18 protein-coding genes are annotated in these 22,403 nt (G+C 74.0%); 11 read left to right on the top strand and 7 right to left on the bottom strand.

The features are described from left to right. Positions 1-141: 141 nt before the first annotated feature. The 8 genes from JOD48_RS07705 (at position 142) to JOD48_RS07740 (ending at position 11,281) form a co-directional block, all read left to right on the top strand. On the top strand, positions 142-1,860 hold the full coding sequence (locus tag JOD48_RS07705; protein WP_191789200.1) for a GTPase: 1,719 nt from the start codon (positions 142-144) through the stop codon (positions 1,858-1,860). Then, positions 1,857-3,443, top strand: a complete 1,587-nt coding sequence (locus tag JOD48_RS07710) for a GTPase (protein ID WP_191789199.1) — start codon at positions 1,857-1,859, stop codon at positions 3,441-3,443. Before JOD48_RS07705 ends, JOD48_RS07710 begins: the two co-directional genes overlap by 4 nt. Before the next feature lie 43 nt (positions 3,444-3,486). Then, positions 3,487-4,164 (top strand): single-stranded DNA-binding protein, encoded by a 678-nt coding sequence (locus tag JOD48_RS07715; RefSeq protein WP_204808393.1) that lies wholly within the window; start codon positions 3,487-3,489, stop codon positions 4,162-4,164. A 112-nt stretch (positions 4,165-4,276) separates the two neighbouring features. Further along, positions 4,277-5,959, top strand: coding sequence for an energy-dependent translational throttle protein EttA (gene ettA / locus JOD48_RS07720; protein WP_191789197.1), 1,683 nt, complete (start codon positions 4,277-4,279; stop codon positions 5,957-5,959). Between the two features lie 135 nt (positions 5,960-6,094). After that, entirely contained in the window at positions 6,095-8,191 is a 2,097-nt protein-coding gene (locus JOD48_RS07725) for a dynamin family protein (protein WP_204808395.1), read from the top strand. Beyond that, a complete protein-coding gene (locus JOD48_RS07730; protein WP_204808397.1) occupies positions 8,191-9,777 on the top strand; it encodes a GTPase family protein in 1,587 nt (528 codons plus the stop codon). The genes JOD48_RS07725 and JOD48_RS07730 overlap by 1 nt, the downstream gene beginning before the upstream one ends. An 83-nt stretch (positions 9,778-9,860) precedes the next feature. Beyond that, positions 9,861-10,367: an acyl-CoA thioesterase gene (locus JOD48_RS07735; RefSeq protein WP_138824940.1), complete on the top strand. Its 507-nt coding sequence runs from the start codon at positions 9,861-9,863 to the stop codon at positions 10,365-10,367. Between the two features lie 113 nt (positions 10,368-10,480). Then, positions 10,481-11,281 (top strand): hypothetical protein, encoded by an 801-nt coding sequence (locus tag JOD48_RS07740; RefSeq protein WP_204808399.1) that lies wholly within the window; start codon positions 10,481-10,483, stop codon positions 11,279-11,281. Here the strand turns inward: JOD48_RS07740 and JOD48_RS07745 are convergent. From JOD48_RS07745 to ptsP, 6 genes are all read right to left on the bottom strand, one after another. Continuing rightward, positions 11,262-12,917, bottom strand: coding sequence for an SDR family oxidoreductase (locus JOD48_RS07745; RefSeq protein ID WP_239527353.1), 1,656 nt, complete (start codon positions 12,915-12,917; stop codon positions 11,262-11,264). The two genes, JOD48_RS07740 and JOD48_RS07745, sit on opposite strands and share 20 nt — an antisense overlap. 75 nt (positions 12,918-12,992) lie before the next feature. After that, positions 12,993-13,289 (bottom strand): hypothetical protein, encoded by a 297-nt coding sequence (locus JOD48_RS07750; protein WP_204808403.1) that lies wholly within the window; start codon positions 13,287-13,289, stop codon positions 12,993-12,995. Between the two features lie 127 nt (positions 13,290-13,416). Continuing rightward, positions 13,417-14,415, bottom strand: coding sequence for a DNA topoisomerase IB (locus JOD48_RS07755; protein ID WP_204808405.1), 999 nt, complete (start codon positions 14,413-14,415; stop codon positions 13,417-13,419). 48 nt (positions 14,416-14,463) lie between these two features. Continuing rightward, positions 14,464-15,372: an acyl-CoA thioesterase gene (locus tag JOD48_RS07760; protein WP_191789447.1), complete on the bottom strand. Its 909-nt coding sequence runs from the start codon at positions 15,370-15,372 to the stop codon at positions 14,464-14,466. A gap of 61 nt (positions 15,373-15,433) precedes the next feature. After that, positions 15,434-15,832, bottom strand: a complete 399-nt coding sequence (locus JOD48_RS07765; protein WP_030150930.1) for a globin — start codon at positions 15,830-15,832, stop codon at positions 15,434-15,436. 168 nt (positions 15,833-16,000) lie between these two features. Beyond that, complete coding sequence (gene ptsP / locus JOD48_RS07770; protein ID WP_204808407.1) at positions 16,001-17,692, bottom strand: phosphoenolpyruvate--protein phosphotransferase; 1,692 nt, start codon at positions 17,690-17,692, stop codon at positions 16,001-16,003. Between the two features lie 267 nt (positions 17,693-17,959). Between ptsP and JOD48_RS07775 the strand changes: the two genes are divergently transcribed. Next, the gene (locus JOD48_RS07775; protein ID WP_191789190.1) at positions 17,960-18,190 is read left to right on the top strand and encodes a PTS sugar transporter subunit IIB; all 231 of its coding nucleotides are present in this window, start codon (positions 17,960-17,962) and stop codon (positions 18,188-18,190) included. Positions 18,191-18,199: 9 nt separating this feature from the next. After that, positions 18,200-18,712 carry a PTS sugar transporter subunit IIA gene (locus tag JOD48_RS07780; protein ID WP_191789189.1) on the top strand — a complete coding sequence of 171 codons (513 nt, stop codon included), beginning with the start codon at positions 18,200-18,202 and terminating at the stop codon, positions 18,710-18,712. Between the two features lie 12 nt (positions 18,713-18,724). On the opposite strand, the gene JOD48_RS07785 is transcribed toward JOD48_RS07780, so the two are convergent. Next, positions 18,725-19,954, bottom strand: a complete 1,230-nt coding sequence (locus tag JOD48_RS07785) for a mechanosensitive ion channel family protein (RefSeq protein WP_204808409.1) — start codon at positions 19,952-19,954, stop codon at positions 18,725-18,727. A 217-nt stretch (positions 19,955-20,171) separates the two neighbouring features. Here JOD48_RS07785 and malQ point away from each other — a divergent pair, with 217 nt between their 5' ends. Next, positions 20,172-22,361, top strand: a complete 2,190-nt coding sequence (malQ, locus tag JOD48_RS07790; protein ID WP_204808411.1) for a 4-alpha-glucanotransferase — start codon at positions 20,172-20,174, stop codon at positions 22,359-22,361. Positions 22,362-22,403: the final 42 nt, after the last annotated feature.

Consider the following 22,403-nt stretch of genomic DNA (forward strand, 5'->3'; position numbering starts at 1 on the left):
CGCGAGGACGACGTGTCGCACACCACCTCCTCTCGGCCGCGCGTCCCCGGCCAGCCAACTCACCCGCCCCGGCCGCAGTCCGTCACCCGGTCATCGGCGCGCGCGTTTGGCATCGCCTCGGTAACCACAGAAGATGAACGGGTGACGACCCGACATGCTGCCGACCCTGCCTCGCGGGCCCTTTCCGCCTCGGGCAGGACGCCCGGCAACACGCCTGGCAACGCCCCCGAGGAGATCGGGACGACCGTCTACGACGTGGGCCGGGACCTGCGTCGTGACGTAGCCGACGCCCGCCTGCCGCTGGACCTCGACGGTGCCGCGGACGCCGAGGAGGCGCGCAAGCGCCTCCTGAACCAGCTCGACGAGCACCTGCTGCCCCGGCTCAAGGAGCTGTCCTCGCCTGCGGTGGTCGTGATCGCCGGGTCGACGGGCGCGGGCAAGTCGACCCTGTACAACTCGCTGCTGGGCGAGGAGGTCTCCACGGCGGGGGTCCTGCGCCCGACGACCCGTGAGCCCGTCTTCGCCTACAACCCGCTCGACGTCGACGTCCTGGTCCACAGCCCGACGACGGCCATGTCGCGCGTCGTCGAGCACGACGGCGTGCCGCGCGGCACGGCGCTGCTGGACGCCCCGGACCTGGACTCGCTCCTCGCGGAGAACCGGTCGACCGCTGCGCAGCTGCTCGAGGCCGCGGACCTGTGGCTGTTCGTGACCACGGCGGCCCGCTACGGCGACGCCCTGCCCTGGGTCGCGCTGGGTCAGGCCATGGAGCGCGGCGCGAGCGTCGCGATGGTGCTCAACCGCGTCCCGCAGCACAACCTGACGACGATCCGTGGCGACCTGCTGGCCCGCCTGCGCGAGCACGGCATGGAGGGCGTCCCGCTGTTCGTGATCCCTGACGTGGGTCCGCACGAGGGCATGCTCGACCCTGCGACGGTCGCGCCCATCGCGCGCTGGTTGACGATGCTCGCGGGGCCGGACCGTTCGCGCGCCGTGATCGTGCGCACGCTCAAGGGGTCGCTCGCGGCGCTGCCCGCATGGGTCACGGGCATCGCGGGCGCCGTGCAGGAGCAGGTCGAGGCCGCGGAGGTCCTGCGCGAGACGATCGACCGTGCCCTGCCGGGTGCCGAGGCCTCGGCCCGTGCGTCCGTCGCCTCGGGCGTCGTGGCGGAGGGGTCGGTCGCCTCGCGCTGGGCCCAGCTCGCGGGTGCGGAGAAGATCGACCGCGTCAAGGTCCGCCACGGCCTGGCCCGTTCGACCAAGCGTCGGGGGCGCTCGCGCGAGGTCGCGCTCGAACCGCTGCTCGACGAGGTGCGCGCCGCAGCGACCCGTACTCTCGTCGCCGCGGGCGCGACCGCGGACGACGCCCTGCGGGTCGCGCTCTCGGGACCTACGGCCCCTCCCGGTGGCCCGGCCTTCGCGCCCGAGCACGGTGACCCGGTCCGTGAGGCAGCACGTGAGCAGGCCGCGGCGACGCAGGTCCACGAGTGGGTCGCGGTCGCCGACCGTGCCGTCGAGGCCCTGCGCGGCATCGACGAGCCCGGCATCGCGCCGCAGGAGACCGCCGAGACGCGCCGGGCCGAGGCCGCGGGCAAGGCGTTCGGGCCCACGGGCCTGGCGGCTCTCCTCCTCACGGCCGCCGCAGGGTCCGACGACGCCGCGCGCCTCGTGCGCAGCCTGCTCGGCGACGCGGGGGACGCGTCGGTCGCGACCCTCGCGTCGGACCTCGCGGACCGCGCCGCGACCATGGTGGCCCGCGAGTCCCTCGACCTGCACGAACGCCTCGACGTCCCCGCCCTCGCACCGGATGCCGCCGTCGGGCTGCGCCTGCGCCTCGCCGAGCTCAGGAGGCTCTCATGACGTCCCACGACACCCAGCTCAGGTCCCGCACGGACGACCTCGCCAAGGCCCTGGACCTCGCGGGCGACCGGCTCGACCCCGAGGTCGCGGCTCGGATCCGGACCGCGATCGACGGGGTGCGCGAGCGTCTGGCGCTCGGCGTGGACCATACGGTCGTGGCGCTCGCGGGCGGCACGGGCTCCGGCAAGTCGAGCCTGTTCAACCGCATCTCGCGCCTCAACTTCGCGGACGTGGGTGCCAAGCGGCCCACGACGGCCCGCATCACGGCGTGCTCGTGGAGCGACCAGGCGACGGCGTTGCTGGACTGGCTGGAGGTCGACCCCGAGCGCCGGATCACGCGCGGCAGCGAGCTCGACGGCGACGCCGAGCAGGGTCTGGAGGGCCTGGTCCTGCTGGACCTGCCGGACCACGACTCGATCGAGCCCGCGCACCAGGAGGTCGTCAACCGCGTCCTGCCGCTTGTGGACCTGCTCGTGTGGGTCGTGGACCCGCAGAAGTACGCCGACGACGCGCTGCACTCGGGCTACCTGCAGAAGTCGGTCGGGCTCGAGGCGTCGATGGTCGTGGCGCTCAACCAGATCGACACGGTGCCCACGACGCAGCGCGGGAACCTGGTCGCGGACATGGGCCGCCTCCTGGAGGAGGACGGCCTCTCGGGCGTGTACGTGACCATGGTCTCCGCACGCACGGGCGAGGGCCTGGGGCAGGTGCGCGAGCTCCTGGAGCAGGCCGTGGCGCGCCGGAGCGTGGCCGCGAGCCGTGTCGCGGGCGAGCTCGACCGCGCCGGCGCGCTGCTGCTCGAGGAGACCCCGGGCGAGGTGCCGTGGACGATGAGCACCGCGGTCGAGGAGGAGGTCGTCGCCATCGGCGAGGCCACGGGCCTGGCAGCCGTCGCGGGGCAGGTCGCGGCAGCGGTGCGCAACGGGTACGGGCGCCCCGAGTTCGCCCCGCCGCAGGCCGACGCCGTCGCGCTGTCACGCAGCCGGTGGATCGCGCGCGCGGGCAAGGCGCTGCGCCCGGGCTGGAAGCGTGCGCTGGACGAGGCCGTGGCGCCTGCGGACCGGCTCGTCGAGGACACCCAGCGCGCGCTGTCGAAGGTCTCGCTCGACACCCGCGGGCCGTCCTCGGCTCGGGCGACGCGGGTCACGGCGCTCGTGGCGATCGGCGTCGCGGTGGTCACGGGAGCTCTCGCGATCCTCAGCTCGCTGGGGGTGCTGGACCTGGACAGGGCGATCGTCGCGACGTCCGCGATCGTGGCCGGGGCCGCGGTCCTGGTCGCCCTGGGGTTCTTCCTCGCGGGGGTCCAGATCCGCCGCACGCTGGCGCGCCGCCGCGAGGCGACGGTGCTGGCGTCCGGACGCGGCGCCGTCGAACGCGTGGTCCAGGAGACCATGGGCAAGCCCACGCAGAAGCTCCTCGACGAGCACCGCAGGGTCCGCGAGCTGGCGCAGTCGGCGCGCGAGACGGGCAAGGAGCTGCCGCTCACCGGGCCTCTGACGTTGCCCACAGGCAAGGATCTGGGCGACGCGTCCACAGGAGCCCCCTCGGCCCAGGACACCGCGACGCGCGAACCGTCAGCCTGAGTGCGCGGTCGGCACCAGGCCGACCCCGCACCCAGGAGGAACGATGGGCAACGACGTCACGGTGACGCTGGCAGGCTTCATGGGCACGACTCCCAAGCTCTTCACGTCCCCGACCGGCAACGACTTCACGAGCTTTCGCATCGCGAGCACCACGCGCTACCTCGACCGCTCGCGCGGCGAGTGGGTCGACGGACGGACCATCTGGTTCACGGTCAAGGCGTGGCGGGCCATGGCGCAGAACGTCGCGGCGTCGCTGCGCAAGGGCGACGCGGTCGTGGTCACCGGCCGCCTCGCGGTCGACGAGTGGACCAGCCCCGAGGGTCCGCGCACCAACCTCGTGATCGAGGCGAGCGCGCTCGGCCCGGACCTGACGCGCGGTCGTGCGCAGTTCCAGCACACGGTCCATCGCACGGCCCAGCCCGACGGCGTCACCGACGCCCCGGCGTCCGGGTCGCCCGGGGGCGTCCCGGGCTCGGCGGCCACGGGGGCCGGTGAGCGCTCGGGCGGTCTGGACGAGGGACCGGGCGACGGCACCGCGTGGGACCTGGGCCGGCCGGGGGAGCCGTTCCCCGAGGACGACGACGCCGAGCACGGCCTGGTGGACGACGCGCTGGGGGAGCGAGGCTCGGGTGCCGACCACGCGGGCCTCACCGACGAGAAGGCCGAGGCCGACGACGACGGCGAGGACCTGCTGACCGGCGAGCTCCTGGCGACGCGCTGAGGCCCGACCGCGTAGGCTGGGGGGTCGAAGACGCCCGCCCCACCGGGGGCCACCCCGGGTCCGGGGCGGGCGCACAGCATCCCGCGAGCGATCGAACGGTGGAACAGAGCCAGTGGCTGAGTTCATCTACTCCATGTACAAGGCGCGCAAGGCGCACGGTGACAAGGTCATCCTCGACGACGTCACCCTGAACTTCCTTCCCGGGGCCAAGATCGGTGTGGTCGGCCCCAACGGTGCCGGCAAGTCCACGATCCTGAAGATCATGGCCGGCCTCGAGCAGCCTTCGAACGGCGACGCCCGGCTCTCGCCGGGCTACTCGGTCGGCATCCTGCTGCAGGAGCCGCCGCTGAACGAGGAGAAGACGGTCCTCGGCAACGTCGAGGAGGGCGTGGCCGAGATCAAGGGCAAGCTCGACCGCTTCAACGAGATCTCGGCGCTCATGGCCGAGCCGGACGCGGACTTCGACGCCCTGCTCGCCGAGATGGGCACCCTGCAGGAGGCCATCGACGCGGCCGACGCGTGGGACCTCGACTCGCAGCTGGAGCAGGCCATGGACGCGCTGCGCTGCCCGCCGCCGGACGCCGACGTGTCGGTGCTCTCGGGCGGTGAGCGCCGCCGTGTGGCACTGTGCAAGCTCCTCCTCGAGAAGCCCGACCTCCTGCTCCTCGACGAGCCCACCAACCACCTGGACGCCGAGTCGGTCCTGTGGCTCGAGCAGCACCTCGCGTCCTACCCCGGCGCGATCCTCGCCGTGACCCACGACCGCTACTTCCTCGACCACGTCGCGGAGTGGATCTGCGAGGTCGACCGCGGTCGCCTGTACCCCTACGAGGGCAACTACTCCACGTATCTGGAGAAGAAGCAGGAGCGCCTGGCGATCCAGGGCAAGAAGGACCAGAAGCTCGCGAAGCGCCTGAAGGACGAGCTCGAGTGGGTCCGCTCCAACGCGAAGGGCCGCCAGACCAAGTCGAAGGCGCGTCTGGCGCGCTACGAGGAGATGGCTGCCGAGGCGGACCGCACCAGGAAGCTGGACTTCGAGGAGATCCAGATCCCGCCGGGCCCGCGCCTGGGCTCGGTCGTCCTGGAGGCTCAGAACCTGCAGAAGGGCTTCGACGGCCGCCGGCTCATCGACGGGCTCAGCTTCACGCTGCCGCGCAACGGCATCGTCGGCGTGATCGGCCCCAACGGCGTCGGCAAGACGACCCTCTTCAAGACGATCGTGGGCCTCGAGCCCCTCGACGGCGGCGACCTGAAGGTCGGCGAGACCGTGTCGATCTCCTACGTCGACCAGTCGCGCGGCGGGATCGACCCCAAGAAGACGCTGTTCGAGGTCGTCTCGGACGGGCTCGACTTCATCAAGGTCGGCAACGTCGAGATGCCTTCGCGCGCGTACGTCGCGGCGTTCGGCTTCAAGGGTCCGGACCAGCAGAAGCCGGCCGGCGTGCTCTCGGGCGGTGAGCGCAACCGTCTGAACCTCGCGCTGACCCTCAAGCAGGGTGGAAACCTCCTGCTGCTCGACGAGCCCACCAACGACCTGGACGTCGAGACGCTGGGCTCGCTCGAGAACGCCCTGCTCGAGTTCCCGGGCTGCGCCGTCGTGGTCTCGCACGACCGGTGGTTCCTCGACCGCGTCGCGACGCACATCCTCGCGTACGAGGGCACCGAGGAGGACCCGGCGAACTGGTACTGGTTCGAGGGCAACTTCGCCTCGTACGAGGAGAACAAGATCGGCCGCCTCGGTGCCGACGCGGCGCGCCCGCACCGCGTCACGTACCGCAAGCTGACGCGCGACTGACCAGCGCACGACCGGTGCTCGTCCCCTGACGGACGGCACCGCGACCGAAGGGCCCCGGCGAGCTGCGCCGGGGCCCTTCGGCGTCCCGGCGCGCTCACCGGTCGCTCGGGCGCCGCGTCCGGCAGACTGAGGCCCATGACCCTCCCGAGCGACGACGTCGCCCCGTCCGTCGGCGGCGCCCCTGACGGCGGCCTTCCCGACGGCGCAGACGACCGCTCCGACGAGGCCGGCTCCGTCGGGCGGGGCCTCGACGAGGCCGGTCACGGTCGCCACGTCGCTGAGGACGACCCGGTCGTGGGGCATGCCGCGCGCACGGCGCAGGGTACCGACGAGCTCGTCGCGGCCCTCGACGTGCTGCGGGGCGAGCTCACCGCGCAGCGCCTGCCTCTCGTGACGCCGGGGGTCGAGGAGGACCGGCGGACGCTCGCCCTCGCGGTCGACCAGCTCGACGACTACCTCCTCCCGCGCCTGCGGTCGAGGTCCGCGCCGCTGCTCGTGGTGGTGGGCGGCTCGACGGGGGCGGGCAAGTCGACGCTCGTGAACTCGGTCCTGGGGGAGAGGGTCACGGTCCCGGGGGTCCTGCGGCCCACGACCCGCTCGCCCGTGCTGGTGCACCACCCGCTCGACGTCCGCTGGTTCAGCACGGACCGCATCCTGCCGGGGCTCGCACGCGTCACGGGTCCCGCGGACCACTGGGCGGCCGAGGGATCGCACCGGTCCGTCCGGCTGGTCGGGTCCGAGGTCCTGCCGCAGGGCCTCGCGCTCCTCGACGCCCCGGACGTCGACTCGGTCGTGGTCGAGAACCGCGAGCTCGCGGCGCAGCTCCTGGGTGCCGCGGACCTGTGGCTCTTCGTGACCACGGCCGCGCGCTACGCCGACGCGGTGCCGTGGGACCTGCTCGTCGAGGCGGCGACCCGGCGCGCGCAGGTCGCGCTCGTCCTGGACCGCGTCGACCCGGGGGCGGAGGCCGTCGGCGCGGACCTCCAGCGTCTGGCCTCCGAGAACGGTCTGGGCGACGTGCCGATCTTCCTCGTGCCCGAGGCTCCGCTCACGGACGGTCTGCTGCCCGAGACCGCGGTCGGGGAGATCTCGCGCTGGCTGACCGCGCTCGGCGGCGACGCGGGCGCGCGCTCGGCCGTGATCGACGCGACGCGCGACGGCGTGGTCGACGACCTGGTGCGGCGTGCGCTGCGGCTCGCGGGCGCGGTCGACGTGCAGCACGAGGCCGACGACCACCTGAGGTCCGCGGTCGACGCGGCCTACGACGACGCGCGGCGCACGGTCCTGGCCGCGACGAGCGACGGTGCCATGCTGCGCGGTGAGGTCCTCGCGCGCTGGCAGGACTTCGTGGGTACGGGCGAGTTCTTCCGGGCGGTCGAGCAGAAGGTCGGCTCGGTGCGCGACGCGATCGGCGGGTTCTTCCGCGGCAAGGGCCGCAAGGTCCCGGGTGTCGAGGAGGCGATCTCGCACGGCCTGGAGTCCGTGGTGCTCGACGCCGCGGAGGAGGCCGCCGAACGTGCGTACCGCGCGTGGCGTGCCGACCCGGCCGGCTCCGCACTGCTCGACGGGCTCGACCTGTCCCGCGCCTCGGCCTCGTTGCGCGCCCGGGTCGCGGAGGAGATCCGGGGCTGGCAGTCCGACGTCCTGGCGCTCGTGGGCGAGCAGGCCGCGGCCCGGCGCGGCACGGCGAGGGCGCTGTCGTTCGGTCTCAACGGGCTGGGCGTGGCGCTCATGATCCTCGTGTTCGCCTCGACGGGCGGCATCACCGGGGCGGAGATCGGCATCGCGGGCGGGACCGCGGTGCTCGCGCAGAAGCTCCTGGAGGCCGTGTTCGGGGACGACGCGGTCCGCCGCTTGACCCGCACCGCGCAGGACCGGCTCGTGGGCCGTGTCACGGCAGTCCTCGACGGCGAGGCCCGGCGCTACACGTCGCAGCTCGACGCGCTCGGCACGGGGGACGCAACGGGCGCCGCTCTGCGTGCCGCGGCGTACGACGTGCGCCAGGCCGCGCGGCGCGAGCAGAAGAGCCGCGACCGGGCGGGCGTGGCGGGAGAGGCGAGCGGCGTCGTCGGGCAGGCGGGCGCCCTGCGCGGCGCGCACACCCGTCCTGCGACCGCACCAGCGGCCCCGGACGACGCGGTGGCGACCGAGCGTCCCGGGTTCTGGCGCCGCCTGTTCGGCGCCCGCACGGACGAGCCGGGCGACGCCACCACCACCGGGGACGAGCGCTGATGGCCCGCCTCGACCTCTCGGCGCGTGTCGCGGCGCTCGAGACCGCGGTCTCGGCCGGCACGGCGCGCCTCCCCGACGACCTGCTCGACGACGCGCGTGCCGTCCTCGCGCGGACCGCGACGCGCAGCGCGCTGTCGGCCGAGCACACGGTCGTCGCGCTCGCGGGGTCCACCGGGTCCGGCAAGTCGTCGTTGTTCAACGCGATCGCGCGCGCGCCGCTCGCGCGTGCGGGCATCACGCGCCCGACGACGTCGCGCCCCCTGGCGGTCGTCTGGGGGCCGGGCGCGGACCCCCTCCTGAGCTGGCTCGAGGTCGGCGACCGGCACCATGCCGCGGATCGTGCGGCCGTGGCCACCGACGGGCTCGTGCTGCTGGACCTGCCGGACCACGACTCGGTCGTGACCGAGCACCGGGCGGTCGCCGAGCGCCTGGTCGAGCGCGTCGACCTGCTGGTGTGGGTCGTCGACCCCCAGAAGTACGCGGACGCGGCACTCCACGAGAGGTACCTGCGCCCGCTCGCCGGGCACGGGGACGTCGTCGTGGTCGTGCTCAACCAGATCGACCGGCTGACGCCCGAGGAGGCGACCGCGTGCCTCGCGGACCTGCGCCGGCTCGTGGCCGAGGACGGCCTGGCCGCGGCGCGCGTGCTGGGCGTCTCGGCGACCACGGGGCAGGGGATCGACGAGCTCGACGCGCTCCTGGACCGCGCGGCGGCCCGCCGGGAGGCCGCGGTCGCGCGCATGGCCGCGGACGTGCGCGGCGTCGCGAGGCGGATCGCGGACGCGTGCGGCGACACGGTGCCCGCGCGTTCGCAGGACGCGGCACGGGCCCGCCTCGTGGACGCCCTCGAGGCCGCGGCCGGGGTGCCCACCGTGGTCGACGCCGTCCGCGGATCGGCGAACCGCCGCGCACGCGCCGCGACCGGGTGGCCACCCACGCGGTGGATCGGGCGGCTGCGGGTGGACCCGCTGCGGCGCCTGGGCCTCACGCGCGGCACGGACCGGCCGGACCTGGCGCGCACGTCGATCCCGCGGACCTCGCCCACGGTCGCGGCCCGCGCGCAGGTCGCGGTCCGCGAGTACGTCTCGACCATGACGGCCGGGGCCCCGCAGGACTGGGTGCTCGCGGCGCGGGCGAGCGTGACCGACAGCACGGGGGGCCTGGCGGACGCGCTCGACCAGGCCGTCGCGGGCACCGAGCTCGAGGCCACGCGCCGCCCGCGCTGGTGGGGCGTCGTGAGCTTCCTGCAGTGGGTCGTGCTGGGGGCGCTGGTCGCGGGGCTCGCGTGGCTGGGGGTGCTCGCGGTGCTCGCGTACCTCCAGCTCCCGGCCCCGGCGACCCCGGTGTGGCGGGGGATTCCCTGGCCGACGCTCCTGGCCCTGGGCGGGGTGGTGGTCGGCATCGTGCTGGCCCTCGCGTCGCGCGGCGCGGGAGCGCTCGGTGCCCGACGGCGGGCGGCCCGCGCGCGCCGCAGGCTGCGGGAGAGCATCGGGGAGGTCGCGGGGCACCTCGTCTGGCTGCCCGTCGCGGAGGAGCTCTCGGCGCTCACGACCTGCCGCGTGGCCGCCCAGGTCGCGGCGACCTGAGGCGGGCGTAAGGTGACCCGGGTGCCTCCCCACCGATCTCCGGCGGACGAGAGGCGCGTGCCCCACGCGAAGAAAGGACTTCCATGACCCGCCTGCACGTCCCCGTCGCCCTGCGCTGGTCCGACCTCGACGCCTATCAGCACGTCAACAACGTCGAGATGCTGCGGCTCCTGGAGGATGCCCGCATCACCGCGTTCTGGCGCCACCCCGAGGCCTCGATCGAGGAGAGCTGGCCCACGGCGGTCCTCGACACGGGACCGCACGCGACGTCGCACACCCTGGTCGCCCGGCAGGAGATCGAGTACCTGCGGCCCCTGGGGTTCACGCGGAGCCCGGTGCGCGTCGAGATGTGGCTCGGACACCTGGGCGGGGCGAGCCTCGAGGTCTGCTACGAGGTGCACACCGAGTGGCCGGACGGCGCCGAGCGCACGGGGCCCTCGATCGGCAGCAGGCCCTACGCCAAGGCAGCGACGACCATCGTGGTCGTGGACGCGGCGACGGGTGCCCCGCGACGCATCACCGAGCCCGAGCGCGCCGCCTGGCAGCCCTTCGTCGAGGAACCGCTCGAGTTCCGTCGTCGGGGGCGCTGAGGCGCTCGGCCCCGTCGCCATCCTGCGACGCCGGGCCCCCCGGTGAGACGTCCGCAGGTCCGGTGACGAACACGACCGTGACGGATGCCCCCGGTTGATGTCATGATGCGCGCGTGGACACCGTAGAGGTTGTGGGCGCCGACGTGGCCGTCGATGCCGGACCCGAAGACGTTCTGCCCGTTCTGCCCCGGTCCGCGGCGTCGGTCTCGGACGTCGAGATCGAGCTCGACGCCGTGGACTGGGCCGCCTACCAGGGGGCGTTCGGCACGGCCGACGTGCTCCCTGCCCTGGTGCGCGCCGTCGTCGGGCCCGCAGGTGCCGAGCAGGACGAGGCACTGGACCTGCTGTGGCAGGTCGTGAACCACGAGGGAGCGCTCTACGAGGTCTCGGTGCCCGCGTTGCGCGTGCTCGCGGCCGTCGTCCGGGACGACCACCAGCCCGAGGACGTGCGCAGCGGGGTCGCGCTGCTCCTGCTGACGATGGGGGCAGCCCACCTGCCCGGCGAGCCCGCCGACCAGGTGGACCTCCAGCTCGAGGTGCTGCTCGCCGCGCAGGAGGTCCTGCCCGGCCTCGACGCGCCTTTCCTCCACGGTCCCGCGACGCTCCAGGTCGCGCTGCTCGCGTTCCAGGCCGTCACGGGAGAGGCCACGTCCGCCGCCGGCCGTGCCGCGATCGCACGGCTCGTCGCGGCCGACGAGCCGCTGCTCGCCGCGATCGCGTCCCTCACGTTCGACCTGGTCTCGGGCGCGGTCCCCGCGCGTGGTGCCGTGCACCGGCCCGGCGTGCTCGACGAGGACATCCGCGAGCTCATCGAGGACTACGCGGACCTGACGGACGTCACGCTCGCCGGGATGGTCGTCAGCGAGACCGCGTTCGCCCTCGTGGACCGGATGCTCACCGCGCTCGAGGAGTAGCGGTGGGCCGCCGGGCCTGCTCCTCCGTCCGGCGCGCAGCCTGCTCGGCAGCCTCGGCGATGTTCTTCTGCATGCCTCCGAAGACCACGCCGTGGAACGGCTTGACCGACCACCAGTAGGCCTGCCCGGCGAGGCCGTGGGGATGGAAGAGCGCCCGCTGCGCGAAGTAGCTCCGGCCCGGACCGGACGCTTCCTCGGGAGCGGGACCGACGTCGTCGGGCCCGGTGATCTCCTCGGCCGCCTCGTCGACGCGCAGCTCGAGCCACGCGAGACCCGGCAGCCGCATCTCGGCGCGCAGCAGCAGGCGCCGGCCGGGCTCGATGGCCTCGACCCGCCAGAAGTCCAGGACGTCGTCGACCACGAGCGTGCGTTCGTCGCGGCGCCCGCGTCGCAGGCCCGGCCCGCCCGAGAGCCGGTCGAGGAGGCCGCGCACCCGCCACGCGAGCGACCACGAGTACCAGCCGCGCTGCCCGCCGATCGACTCGATCACGGACCACAGGACGTCTGCCGGAGCGTCGACCACGCGTCGGCGCTCGTCGACGTAGAGCGAGCCACCCGCCCAGTCGGGATCGGAGGGCAGGGGGTCGCTCGGCGCCCCCTCGACCGCGGCCGACGACCACCGGGTGGTCACCTCCCCGTCGTGGATGCGCTCGAGCGCGAGCTCGACCGCGCGGCGGAAGCCGATCAGCCCGCCGGGCGGGTCGGGGACGTACCGCGCGATGTCGTGCTCGTCGCACACGACCTCGTGGACCAGGGACTCGACGAGGGGCCGCGCGATGCTCGCGGGCACGGGCGTCACGAGCCCCACCCAGTGGCTCGACAGGCGCGGGGTCAGCACGGGGACGCTCACGATGAGCCGTCGAGGGAGGCCCGCGACCTGCGCATAGCCCTGCATCATCTGCCGGTAGGTCAGGACGTCGGGTCCGCCGATGTCGAACGCGCGCGAGACGTCCGCGGGCATCGTCGCGCTACCGACCAGGTAGCGCAGCACGTCGCGGATCGCGATCGGCTGGATGCGGTTGTCGACCCAGCGCGGCGTCGTCATCGCGGGCAGGCGCTCGGTGAGGTAGCGCATCATCTCGAACGACGCCGAGCCCGAGCCGAGGATCACCGCGGCCTGGAGCACCGTCGTCGGGACGCCCGAGGCCAGCAGGATCTCGCCGACCTCCTTGCGCGAGGCCAGGTGCGGGGACAGGTCGGCGTCGTCGACGTCGGGGAACAGGCCGCCCAGGTAGACGATCCGCCCGACGCCCGCCTCGCGTGCCGCCCGGGCGAACGTCAGGGCCGTGCGGCGGTCGCGGGCCGCGAACGAGCGCCCCGTACCGAGCGAGTGGATCAGGTAGTACGCGACGTCCGCGCCCTGCAGCGCCTCGCGGATCTGGTCGAGGTCGGACGCGTCGGCCTGCACGAGGTCCACGTGCTGGGCCCAGTCGCGTCCGGCCAGGCGTTCCGGGCGGCGGGCGACCGCGCGGACGCGGTGCCCGGCGTCCAGGAGTTCGGGGACCAGGCGGCCGCCGACGTAGCCCGTCACCCCCGTGACGGCGACGGTCAGCGGGGTGGGCCCGGAAGGGTCGGTGGGTCCGTCGGCAGGGGCGGTCGCGGTGGGCGGGGGAGCGGCGGCGTCGGCTGGAGTCATGATGCTCCCCATGGTGACCCGGGGGGCGGCCGCTCGCGACCGGCCGTCCCCCGGACCTGCTCCGGAGGTCTCGCGTCAGGCCGGGAGAGCGAGGGCCAGGACGAAGAGCGCGAAGAGGGGGACGCCGATGATCGCCAGGCCCCACTTCCACCACCAGTGGATCGAGAGCTCGCCACGAGCGTCCGTCGCCTCGTCCGCGGTCAGCGGCCGCTGTGCCCAGCCCGACGGCGTGAGCGTCGCGAGGCTGTACTCCCGCGGCACCGTGATGCGGAAGAGCCAGAAGATGTGGACGTAGGTGTAGGCGAGGACCAGGGCCTGCTCTGGGGAGATGTGCTGTGACTTGGCCTTGCGGCCCCAGCCGAAGAAGATCATCGTCGATGCTCCTGCGTGAACGTGATGAGATGGCGGCAGAAGATAGCACGTTCAGGAGACTCCCAGGAAGGGGCGTTCGTCCCGTGGGGCCCGGGGGCCTTCGGGACGGTTCGTGCCGTGCCGACGTCTAGGCCAGCAGGTCCAGCACGGCGCGCTCGGACGCGGCCTGGCCGCGCCGCCTACCCAGGAGCGGCGCGATGGTCTGCCCACGCTCCCAGAGGTCGATCAGTCGCGGGTCGATGTACGACGACCGCGCGACGGCCGGGGTGTTGCCCAGCTCCTCGGCGACGTCCCGGACCACGCCCGCGACCACGGCCCGCCGGGCGCGGGCCGAGGCGGGCGGCGCGCCCGCGTCCGCGAGGGCACGGGCCGCGAGGACCGTGGCGTGCCAGGTGCGGAAGTCCTTCGCGGTCGCGTCCTCGCCCAGGCGCTCCTTGAGGTAGGCGGTCACGTCCGCGCTCGTCACGTCGTGCCAGACGACGCCGCCCGGCGTCTCCTCGCGCCACGCGAGCAGGTCGCCCGCTTCCCGACGCCGCACGAGCGTCGTGACGATCTCGCGGACCCGTTCGTCCTCGACGACGACGTCGCGCACCTGCCCCGACTTCGCGGGGTAGTGGAAGTGGATCGAGCCGTCGCGCCGCACGCGCACGTGCTCGGTACGCAGCGTCGCGAGCCCGTAGCTGCCGTTCTGCCGCGCGTACGCCTCGCTGCCCGCCCGGAAGTACGCGAGGTCCAGGAGCCGGAACGCGAGCGCGAGGACCTTGTCCCGTGGCATGCCGTCCAGCGCGAGGTCCTTGGCGACCCGGCGGCGTGCGGCAGGGAGCCGGGCACCGACCTCGAGGACGTGGTCGAACTTGCGACGGTTCCGGCGCTCGCGCCACTGCTCGTGGTAGAGGTACTGGCCGCGCCCCGCCGCGTCGTAGCCGAACGCCTGGATGTGACCGTCCGGGTACCGGCAGATCCACACCTGGGACCAGGCGGGCGGGACGACCAGGCGCGTGCACCGCGCGAGCTCGTCCGGGTCGGTCAGGCGGGAGCCGTCCACGTCGAGGTACGAGAACCCCTTGCCGTGGCGGCGTCGGCCGTACCCGGGAGAGGAGACCGAGACGCGGCGCAGGCGGACCATCCGGTCATCCTGCCCCGCGTCCCGGCGACTCGCTCGTCAGCGGTCCGGTCAGACCGGCAGCCGCAGCATGCCCTCCTGCGCGATGCTCGCCACGAGGCGACCGTCGCGCGTGAAGACGCGTGCGGCGCCCAGGCCCCGCCCGCCCTGCGCGCTCGGGGAGGACTGGACGTAGAGGAGCCACTCGTCGACGCGAGCGTCGCGGTGCCACCACATGGCGTGGTCGAGGCTCGCGATCGAGGCACCGGGAGTGACCCAGCTGGACCCGGTCTTGCGCAGCACGGGCTCGAGCATGATCTGGTCGCACGCGTACGCCATGAGGGCGCGGTGCAGGAGCTGGTCGCCCTCGACGGGCCCGCGGGCCTTCATCCACACCATCTGCTGGTCGGTGCGCTCGGCACCCGGGCCCAGGTAGAGCGAGCCGCCCACGTGGCGCAGGTCGAACGCGGCCTCGTGCGAGCGCGAGCGCGCGGCGGGGTGCGGGATCTTGCCGAGCTCGTCGAACGCCGACGGCAGGGTCTCGGGGTCCGGGGCCTCGGGCATGGGTGAGGTGTGCTCGACACCGTCCTGCTCCTCCTGGAACGACGCGATCATCGACAGGATCGGCTTGCCGTGCTGGACGGCGTGCGTGCGGCGCGCGCTGAACGAGCGGCCGTCGCGCAGCTTCTCGACCGCGAACTCGATGGGGGCGTCGAGGTCGCCCGCGCGCAGGAAGTACCCGTGCATCGAGTGGGGCCGACGGTCGCCCTCGACCGTCAGGCCCGCGGCGATGAGCGCCTGGGCGAGCACCTGACCGCCGTAGATCCGGGCGTTGGGCTGGTCGACGCTCAGGCCGCCGAAGCGCACGTCGGCGCCGTCGGAACGCGAGTCGTCGGCGGGCTTCTCCTCGAGCCGGAGCGCGCGCAGCAGGTTGCCGAGCGGGTCGCGCGCGAGCTCGTCCGCCGTGACCTTGGTACGCAAGGGCTCGGGCTGGTCGCGTTGCTCGGACTGGTGGGCGCGGGGGGCCGTCACGTCGGTCACGTCACTCCTCGAAGGTGTTGATCAGCGAGTGGGCGGCACGTTCCAGGTAGTCCCAGAGCGTGGCCTCGTGCAGCGGGGCGAGGTCGAGCGAGTCGACGCCGGCACGCATGTGCGCGAGCCAGCGGTCCCTCGCGTCGGGGTTGACCTTGAAGGGGGCGTGGCGCATGCGCAGGCGGGGGTGGCCGCGCTGCTCCGAGTAGGTCGTGGGGCCGCCCCAGTACTGCTCGAGGAACATGGTGAGCCGGACCTTGGCGGGGCCGAGGTCCTCCTCGGGATACATGGGCTTGAGCACGGGGTCCGCGGCCACGCCCTCGTAGAACACGTCGACGAGCCGCACGAAGGTCTCGTGCCCCCCGATCGCGTCGTAGAAGCTGTCCGAGGACGCGACGGACTCGCGCAGGCGCGGGGTCGCGGCGCTCACCGGGAGGGCAGCGGGAGAGCCGCCTGGCAGCGGTGCGGGCGTGCCGCCGGGGGCGGGGACGGGATCGCTGGTCACGCGGCCATCATCCCACCCGGTCGCGCACGCCCGGGCGTCCGGGCGACGTGACGCTCGCCGCTGTCGGGCTCCTCACAGCCCCAGCTCGTCGAGCTGCGGGAGGGCTGCCCGGACCGCGGCTCGCGCGTCGGCCGCGCTCTCGGCCGCCAGGGCGAGCTGTGCGACCTCGCGGCACTCGGCGACCGTGACCGCGCCCAGCAGCGCGGCGACGTCGGGGATCGCGCGCGCCGTCATCGACAGCGAGGACACGCCCAGCCCGACGAGCACGGCCGCGAGCACGGGGTTCGACGCCGCCTCGCCGCACACGCCCACGGGCCGCCCCTGGAGGTCCCCGCCGCGGCAGGTCGCGGCGACGAGCTGGAGGACCGCGGGCTGCCACGGGTCGCTCAGCTCGGCGAGCGAGCCGAGGAGGCGGTCGGCCGCCATGGTGTACTGCGTGAGGTCGTTGGTGCCGATCGAGGCGAAGTGCGCGCGGGCGAGCACGGGACCGGCGAGCAGGGCTGCGCTGGGCACCTCGATCATGACGCCCGCGGTGTCGAGCCCGTGGGCCGCGCACCGGGACACGAACCACTCGGCCTCGGCGACGGTCGAGACCATGGGCGCCATGACCCACACCACGGCCTCCTCGGCCGCGGCCGCGAGCGAGACGGCCTCGAGCTGCTGCTCCAGGAGGTCGGGCCACTTCTCGGCCGTGCGCAGCCCGCGCACCCCCAGGGCCGGGTTCTCCTCGTCGTCGACCGACAGGAAGTGCAGGGGCTTGTCCGCGCCCGAGTCGAGGGTACGGATCACGACCTTGCGGCCGGGGAAGGCGTGGAAGACCGTCCGGTAGGCCGCGACCTGCTCGTCGACCGTCGGCGGTTCCTCGCGGTCGAGGAAGGCGAACTCGGAGCGGAAGAGCCCCACGCCCTCGGCCCCGGCGGCCGCGGCGGGCTCGGCCCCCGCGGGGTCGCCGATGTTGGCGAGGAGCTGGACCCGGTGGCCGTCCGCGGTGCGTCCTTCTCCCGAGAAGGTCCGCACGGTCGCGGCGAGCGCCCGTGCGGTCGCGACCTGCTCGTCGGTGGGGTGCACGAGCACGGTCCCGGCCGACCCGTCCACGAGGACCGTGTCTCCCGCGCTGAGCGCCTCGCTCGCGCCGACCGCGGCGACCACCGCGGGGATGCCCATGGCGTTCGCGACGATGGCGGTGTGCGACGTGGGGCCGGCGCCGTCGGTCACGATCGCGAGCACCCGTGCCGGGTCGAGGCCTGCGGTCACCGACGGGGCCAGGTCGAGCGCGACGAGCACGAACGGTTCGGGATGGTCCGGGACCCCCGGCGCGGGGCGGCCCGAGAGCGCGGCGACGATCCGGTCGCGCACGTCCGCGATGTCACGCGCACGCTCGGCGAAGTACCCGCCGAGGGCCTCGAACTGCTGCGCGACGGAGTCGGCGGCCTCCCACACGGCGCGCTCGGCGATCAGGTGCTCGTCGACCACGCGCCGTGCGGCGTCGCCCGCGAGCGTCGGGTCGGCGGCCATCGCGGCCGTGGCCTCCAGCACGTCGCGCGTGTCCCCGGAGGCGGCAGCCGCGGCCCGTTCGAGGTCGGCCTGCACCTGGGCAGCCGCTACCGGGATGCGGTCGGCCTCGGCGCGCAGGTCGGCCGTGGGGCGCAGGCGGAGCCCGGGGGAGGGCTCGGCGAGCGGTTCGGGCAGGAAGACGACCGGTCCGACGACCTTCCCGGGGCACACCCCGATGCCGGTGATCGTCCGCTGTTCCTCGCTGGCCACGACGTCCTCCTGAGCTCGCCCGGTCCCGGCGGTCGGCCGGGTTCCCCTACCTGGCAGTGTTCCCCAGCCGTGAGCGGAGCGCCAAGCGGGCACCCGGTCGCCGCGGGCGTGCGCGCAGGTGGCGCGCGGCGTCGTCGGGCAGGGGAAATCGCCCGCCCTTGTCCCTCACCGCGCCGGGTCGTGAGACTAGGGTGGGAGGAAGAGGCCTGCTCGCAGGCCGTCGCCCCGGCAATGGCGCCCCGCAGCACAGGAGTCAGGAGTTCGTAGATGAGCAAGGCACAGCAGATCCTCGAGGCGCTCGGCGGACAGTCGAACGTGGTCGACCTCGAACCCTGCATCACCCGGCTGCGCGTCGAGGTGACCAACCCCGCGCTCGTCGACGAGGTCGGGCTCAAGGCCACGGGTGCGTTCGGCGTGGTCCGCTCGGGCAAGGTCATCCAGGTGATCGTGGGACCCGAGGCAGACAACCTCGCCGCCGAGCTCGACACCCTGCGCTGACCCGAGCAGATGCCACCGACCGTTCCTCCCGCGAGGGCCGGCTCGTCGACCGACGAGCCGGTCCTGCGCGTCGGAGCACCGCTGAGCGGCACGGTCGTGGCTCTGGCCGACGTCCCTGACCCCGTGTTCGCGCAGTCCTTCGCGGGGCCCGGCCTCGCGATCGAACCCGCGGTGGACCCAGACGGCATCGCGACCGTCGTGGCCCCCGCTGCGGGCACGGTCGGTTCCCTCTTCCCGCACGCCTTCGCGCTCGAGGCCTCGGGCGGACGCACGATCCTCGTCCACCTGGGCATCGACACCGTGAGGCTCGGGGGAGAGGGCTTCCAGCTCCACGTCGAACCCGGAGACCGGGTGGAGGCCGGTACGACCCTGCTCTCCTGGGAGCCGCCGCGCGTGGCCGCGCTGGGGCTCTCGACCCTCTGCTCGGTCATCGCCCTCCAGGGCGACCCGTCGCTCCTGACGCTGCTGGTCGAACCCGGCCGGACGGTCGGCGCCGGAGAACCCGTCCTGTCCTGGACCTGACGACCGAGCAGGCTACCGGTCGGACTGCGAGGGGTCGTCCCGCAGCGTGTCGCGGGTCTGGACCGAGTCCTTGACCTGCACCTCGTCCTTCGGCTGCACCGCGTCACGAGCCTGCAGGGAGTCCTGGTTCTGTGCGGTGTCGCGGTTGTTCACCGCGTCCCGGGCGACGGACCCGGCGGGCACCGGGGGAGTGCCGTGGGCAGGCACCTGGGCCGGTCCGGGCGCCGCGGCCGCCACCGGGGCCGCCACCGGGGCCGCCACCGGGTCCGCCAACGGGGGAGCCTCGTCGGCGACAGCCGGACGCTCGGCCCCGGCCAGCGGCACGTCGGCTGCGGCGAGGCGCTCGCGGACGGTCGTGCGCAGCGCGCGGGAGATCTCGCCCTGCATCGACGCCTGGGTCTTGACCGAGACCTTGAGGACCATCTCCTCGGGCGTCATGGACTCGATGCCGGACACGGCCGGCTGCTCCAGGAGGTAGGTGCCGAGCACGGGGTCCGCGGCGACCGCCTCGCCGGACTCGCGCAGCACCCGCTCGACCTGGGCGAGGTCCGCGAAGTACGCGACGTGCACCTCGGCCGAGGCGCGGCCCCACTCCTGCGACTTGTTGCCCGTGCGCAGGATCTCGCCGTTGCGGATGTACCAGAGGGTGCCGTCGCCGTCGCGGACCTTGGTGACGCGCAGCGCGACCTCCTCGACCGTCCCGGACACGACCCCGAAGTCGACCGAGTCGCCCACGCCGTACTGGTCCTCGAGCAGCATGAACGTGCCCGACAGGAAGTCCTTGACGAGGCTCTGCGCACCGAAGCCCAGGGCCACGCCCACGATCCCGGCCGACGCGAGGAACGGGGCGATGTTCATGCCCAGCTCGGTCAGGACCATGAGGACGATCGTGGTCCCCACGAGGATGTTGGCGGTCGAGCGCAGCACCGAGCCGATCGTGCGGGCCCGCTGGGCGCGACGGGCGTTCGCGAGCGGGTTGGCGCGCAGCAGGACGTTGCCCACCGCGGACTGGCTGAGGCCCTTGAGGCCCTTCATGCCGCGCCGCTCGGTCAGGGGCGTGCCGTCGGCGATGTGCTCGGCGACGCGGTTGATCAGTCGGCGAAGGATCGCGAGCAGGATCGAACCGATCACGACGATGAGGATGATCCTCAGGGGGGTGCCGAGGAACCACTCGAGCCAGACGTTGGCCTGTCCGGCGATCTGGTCGCCGAGGTCTGTGGGGGACGGGGTCGGAGAAGCCATCTGGGCAGGTTACCCGCCCCGACGCGCCCCCCGACGGCGTCTCTCGCCGCACGTGACGAGCCTCACCGGGAGCCGGCGGGCGGGTCCTGCGGAGGGCCTGTGTGGAGGGTGGGCGGGCGGTGTGCGCACGTGCTCGAGGGGCTGAACATGGCGACCACGCGCGCCACACCGCGCCCAAGGTCTGCCGTCGCCCCCGCGCTCTGGCAGGATCACCCTCGTGAGCGTTCCACAACATGTCACGGCCGACGTGCCCGAACCGCTGGTCCAGCTGGCCGCGGCCCATGGCGTCGCGCCCGACTTCTGGGGCTTCGACGGCACGCAGCGCCAGGTGAGCGCGCAGACGCTCGTCGCGGTGCTCGAGGCGCTGGGCGTGCCGGCGTCGTCGCCCGAGAAGGTCGCCGTGAGCCTCGAGCACTCGGTCGACGACGAGTGGCGGCAGATGCTGCCCCCGACGGTCGTGGTGCGACAGGGCGACGAGGTGCGGTTCCCCGTGCACGTCGCGGACGGCGCGTCGGTCGAGGTGTGGGCAGAGCTCGAGCCCGTCGAGGGTCCGGGCTACCGGTCGACGGCCCCCGCGGTGCGGGAGCGCCGCGCGCTGGCGCAGGTCGACGCGTACGTCGAGCCCCGCACGGTCGACGGGCGGGCGATCGGGCGGGCGACGTTCGCGGTCCCGGCAGACCTCCCGCTGGGCTGGCACGAGATCCACGCGGCGAGCGAGGGCACGCAGGCGCGGGCCACCCTCGTCGTGACACCGCAGCGGCTCGAGCTGCCCGAGGTCGTGCGCGAGCGGCGGGCGTGGGGGCTCATGGCCCAGCTCTACTCGGTGCGGTCCAAGGCGTCCTGGGGCGTCGGGGACCTCGCGGACCTCGCGGACCTCGCCTGGCTCGGCGCGCACCGGGCGGGGGCCGACTTCGTCCTCGTCAACCCGTTGGCCGCGGCCGAACCCCGCACTCCCATGACCCCGTCCCCGTACCTGCCGACGAGCAGGCGCTTCGTGAACCCGCTGTACATCCGGGTCGAGGACGTGCGCGAGACGGGCTACCTGTCCGCGGCGGACCGTTCGCTCGTCGAGTGGGCGTTCGACCCGGTCCGTGACCTGAGCGCCGACGCCGGCCCGATCGACCGCGACGCCGCGTGGGAGGCCAAGAAGGCCGCCCTCGAGGTCGTGTTCGCGGCGCCCCGGTCGACCGCTCGCCAGGCGGCGTTCGACGCGTTCCGCGCCGAGCAGGGCAAGGGGCTCGAGGACTTCGCGACCTGGTGCACGCTCGCCGACCACTTCGGCGACCGCGACTGGCCACCGCAGGCGCTCGACCCGTCGTCGCCCGCGGTCGCCGCGCTGCGCGAGCAGCTCGACGACCAGGTCGAGTTCTACTGCTGGCTCCAGTGGGTCGCCGACGAGCAGCTCGAGGTCGCGCAGCGCACGGCCCTCGACGCCGGCATGTCGATCGGGATCATGCACGACCTCGCGGTGGGCGTGCACCCGCACGGGGCCGACGCCTGGGCGCACCACGACGTCCTCGCGGGCGGCGTGACGGTCGGCGCACCGCCCGACATGTACAACCAGCAGGGCCAGAACTGGTCGCAGCCGCCGTGGGACCCCCGTGCTCTGGCTCGTGCCGGGTACGCCCCCTTCCGCGACCTGCTCCGTACCGTGCTGCGGCACGCGGGCGCGGTCCGGGTCGACCACGTCATCGGCCTGTTCCGGCTCTGGTGGATCCCGGGCGCGGCGCGCGCCGACGCCGGAGCCTACGTCCGCTACGACCACGAGGCGCTCGTGGGCATCCTGTGCCTCGAGGCCCAGCGCGCCGGTGCGCTGGTGATCGGCGAGGACCTCGGGGTGTACGAGCCCTGGGTCCGCGACTACCTGGCCGAGCGTGGCATCCTCGGCACCTCGGTGCTGTGGTTCGAGAAGGGCGAGGGCGGCCGCCCGCTCGCCCCTGAGGCGTACCGCCGACTCGCGCTGGCCACGGTCACGACGCACGACCTGCCGCCGACCGCGGGCTACCTCGCGGGCGAGCACGTCGACCTGCGCGAACGGCTGGGCCTGCTCACCGAGTCGGCGATGCAGGTCCGCCAGGCGGCGCGTGCGGAACGCGACGGCATGGTCGCGCTCCTCGCCGAGCGCGGGCTGATCGGTGAGGACCCGTCCGAGCGCGAGCTCGTCGAGGCGCTGCACGTCCTGATCGCCCAGACGCCCGCCGTGCTGGTCGGCGTATCGCTCGCCGACGCGGTGGGGGAGCGTCGCACGCAGAACCAGCCGGGGACGGACCAGGAGTACCCCAACTGGAAGGTGCCGCTGGGGGACTCGTCGGGAAACGTGGTGCTGCTCGAGGACCTCTTCGACAACGCCCGGCTGCTCTCGCTCGCGAAGGTCATGCGGGAGTCGATGTCTTCTCCGCCGAGGTAGACCTCGGCCAGCGGTCGACAGCGGAGACGGCGGACGCCGGGG

The organism is Oerskovia paurometabola, assembly GCF_016907365.1.
In the GTDB taxonomy this organism is placed as follows: Bacteria; Actinomycetota; Actinomycetes; order Actinomycetales; family Cellulomonadaceae; genus Oerskovia; species Oerskovia paurometabola.

Excerpts from the sequence above, each read along its gene's own strand:
- JOD48_RS07780 (WP_191789189.1), top strand. The coding sequence starts at position 18,200 with ATGCCACCGACCGTTCCTCCCGCGAGGGCCGGCTCGTCGACCGACGAG.
- JOD48_RS07710 (WP_191789199.1), top strand. The coding sequence starts at position 1,857 with ATGACGTCCCACGACACCCAGCTCAGGTCCCGCACGGACGACCTCGCC.
- JOD48_RS07775 (WP_191789190.1), top strand. The coding sequence starts at position 17,960 with ATGAGCAAGGCACAGCAGATCCTCGAGGCGCTCGGCGGACAGTCGAAC.
- JOD48_RS07755 (WP_204808405.1), bottom strand. The coding sequence starts at position 14,415 with ATGGTCCGCCTGCGCCGCGTCTCGGTCTCCTCTCCCGGGTACGGCCGA.
- JOD48_RS07715 (WP_204808393.1), top strand. The coding sequence starts at position 3,487 with ATGGGCAACGACGTCACGGTGACGCTGGCAGGCTTCATGGGCACGACT.
- JOD48_RS07745 (WP_239527353.1), bottom strand. The coding sequence starts at position 12,917 with ATGACTCCAGCCGACGCCGCCGCTCCCCCGCCCACCGCGACCGCCCCT.
- JOD48_RS07785 (WP_204808409.1), bottom strand. The coding sequence starts at position 19,954 with ATGGCTTCTCCGACCCCGTCCCCCACAGACCTCGGCGACCAGATCGCC.
- JOD48_RS07735 (WP_138824940.1), top strand. The coding sequence starts at position 9,861 with ATGACCCGCCTGCACGTCCCCGTCGCCCTGCGCTGGTCCGACCTCGAC.
- JOD48_RS07730 (WP_204808397.1), top strand. The coding sequence starts at position 8,191 with ATGGCCCGCCTCGACCTCTCGGCGCGTGTCGCGGCGCTCGAGACCGCG.
- JOD48_RS07750 (WP_204808403.1), bottom strand. The coding sequence starts at position 13,289 with ATGATCTTCTTCGGCTGGGGCCGCAAGGCCAAGTCACAGCACATCTCC.
- JOD48_RS07725 (WP_204808395.1), top strand. The coding sequence starts at position 6,095 with ATGACCCTCCCGAGCGACGACGTCGCCCCGTCCGTCGGCGGCGCCCCT.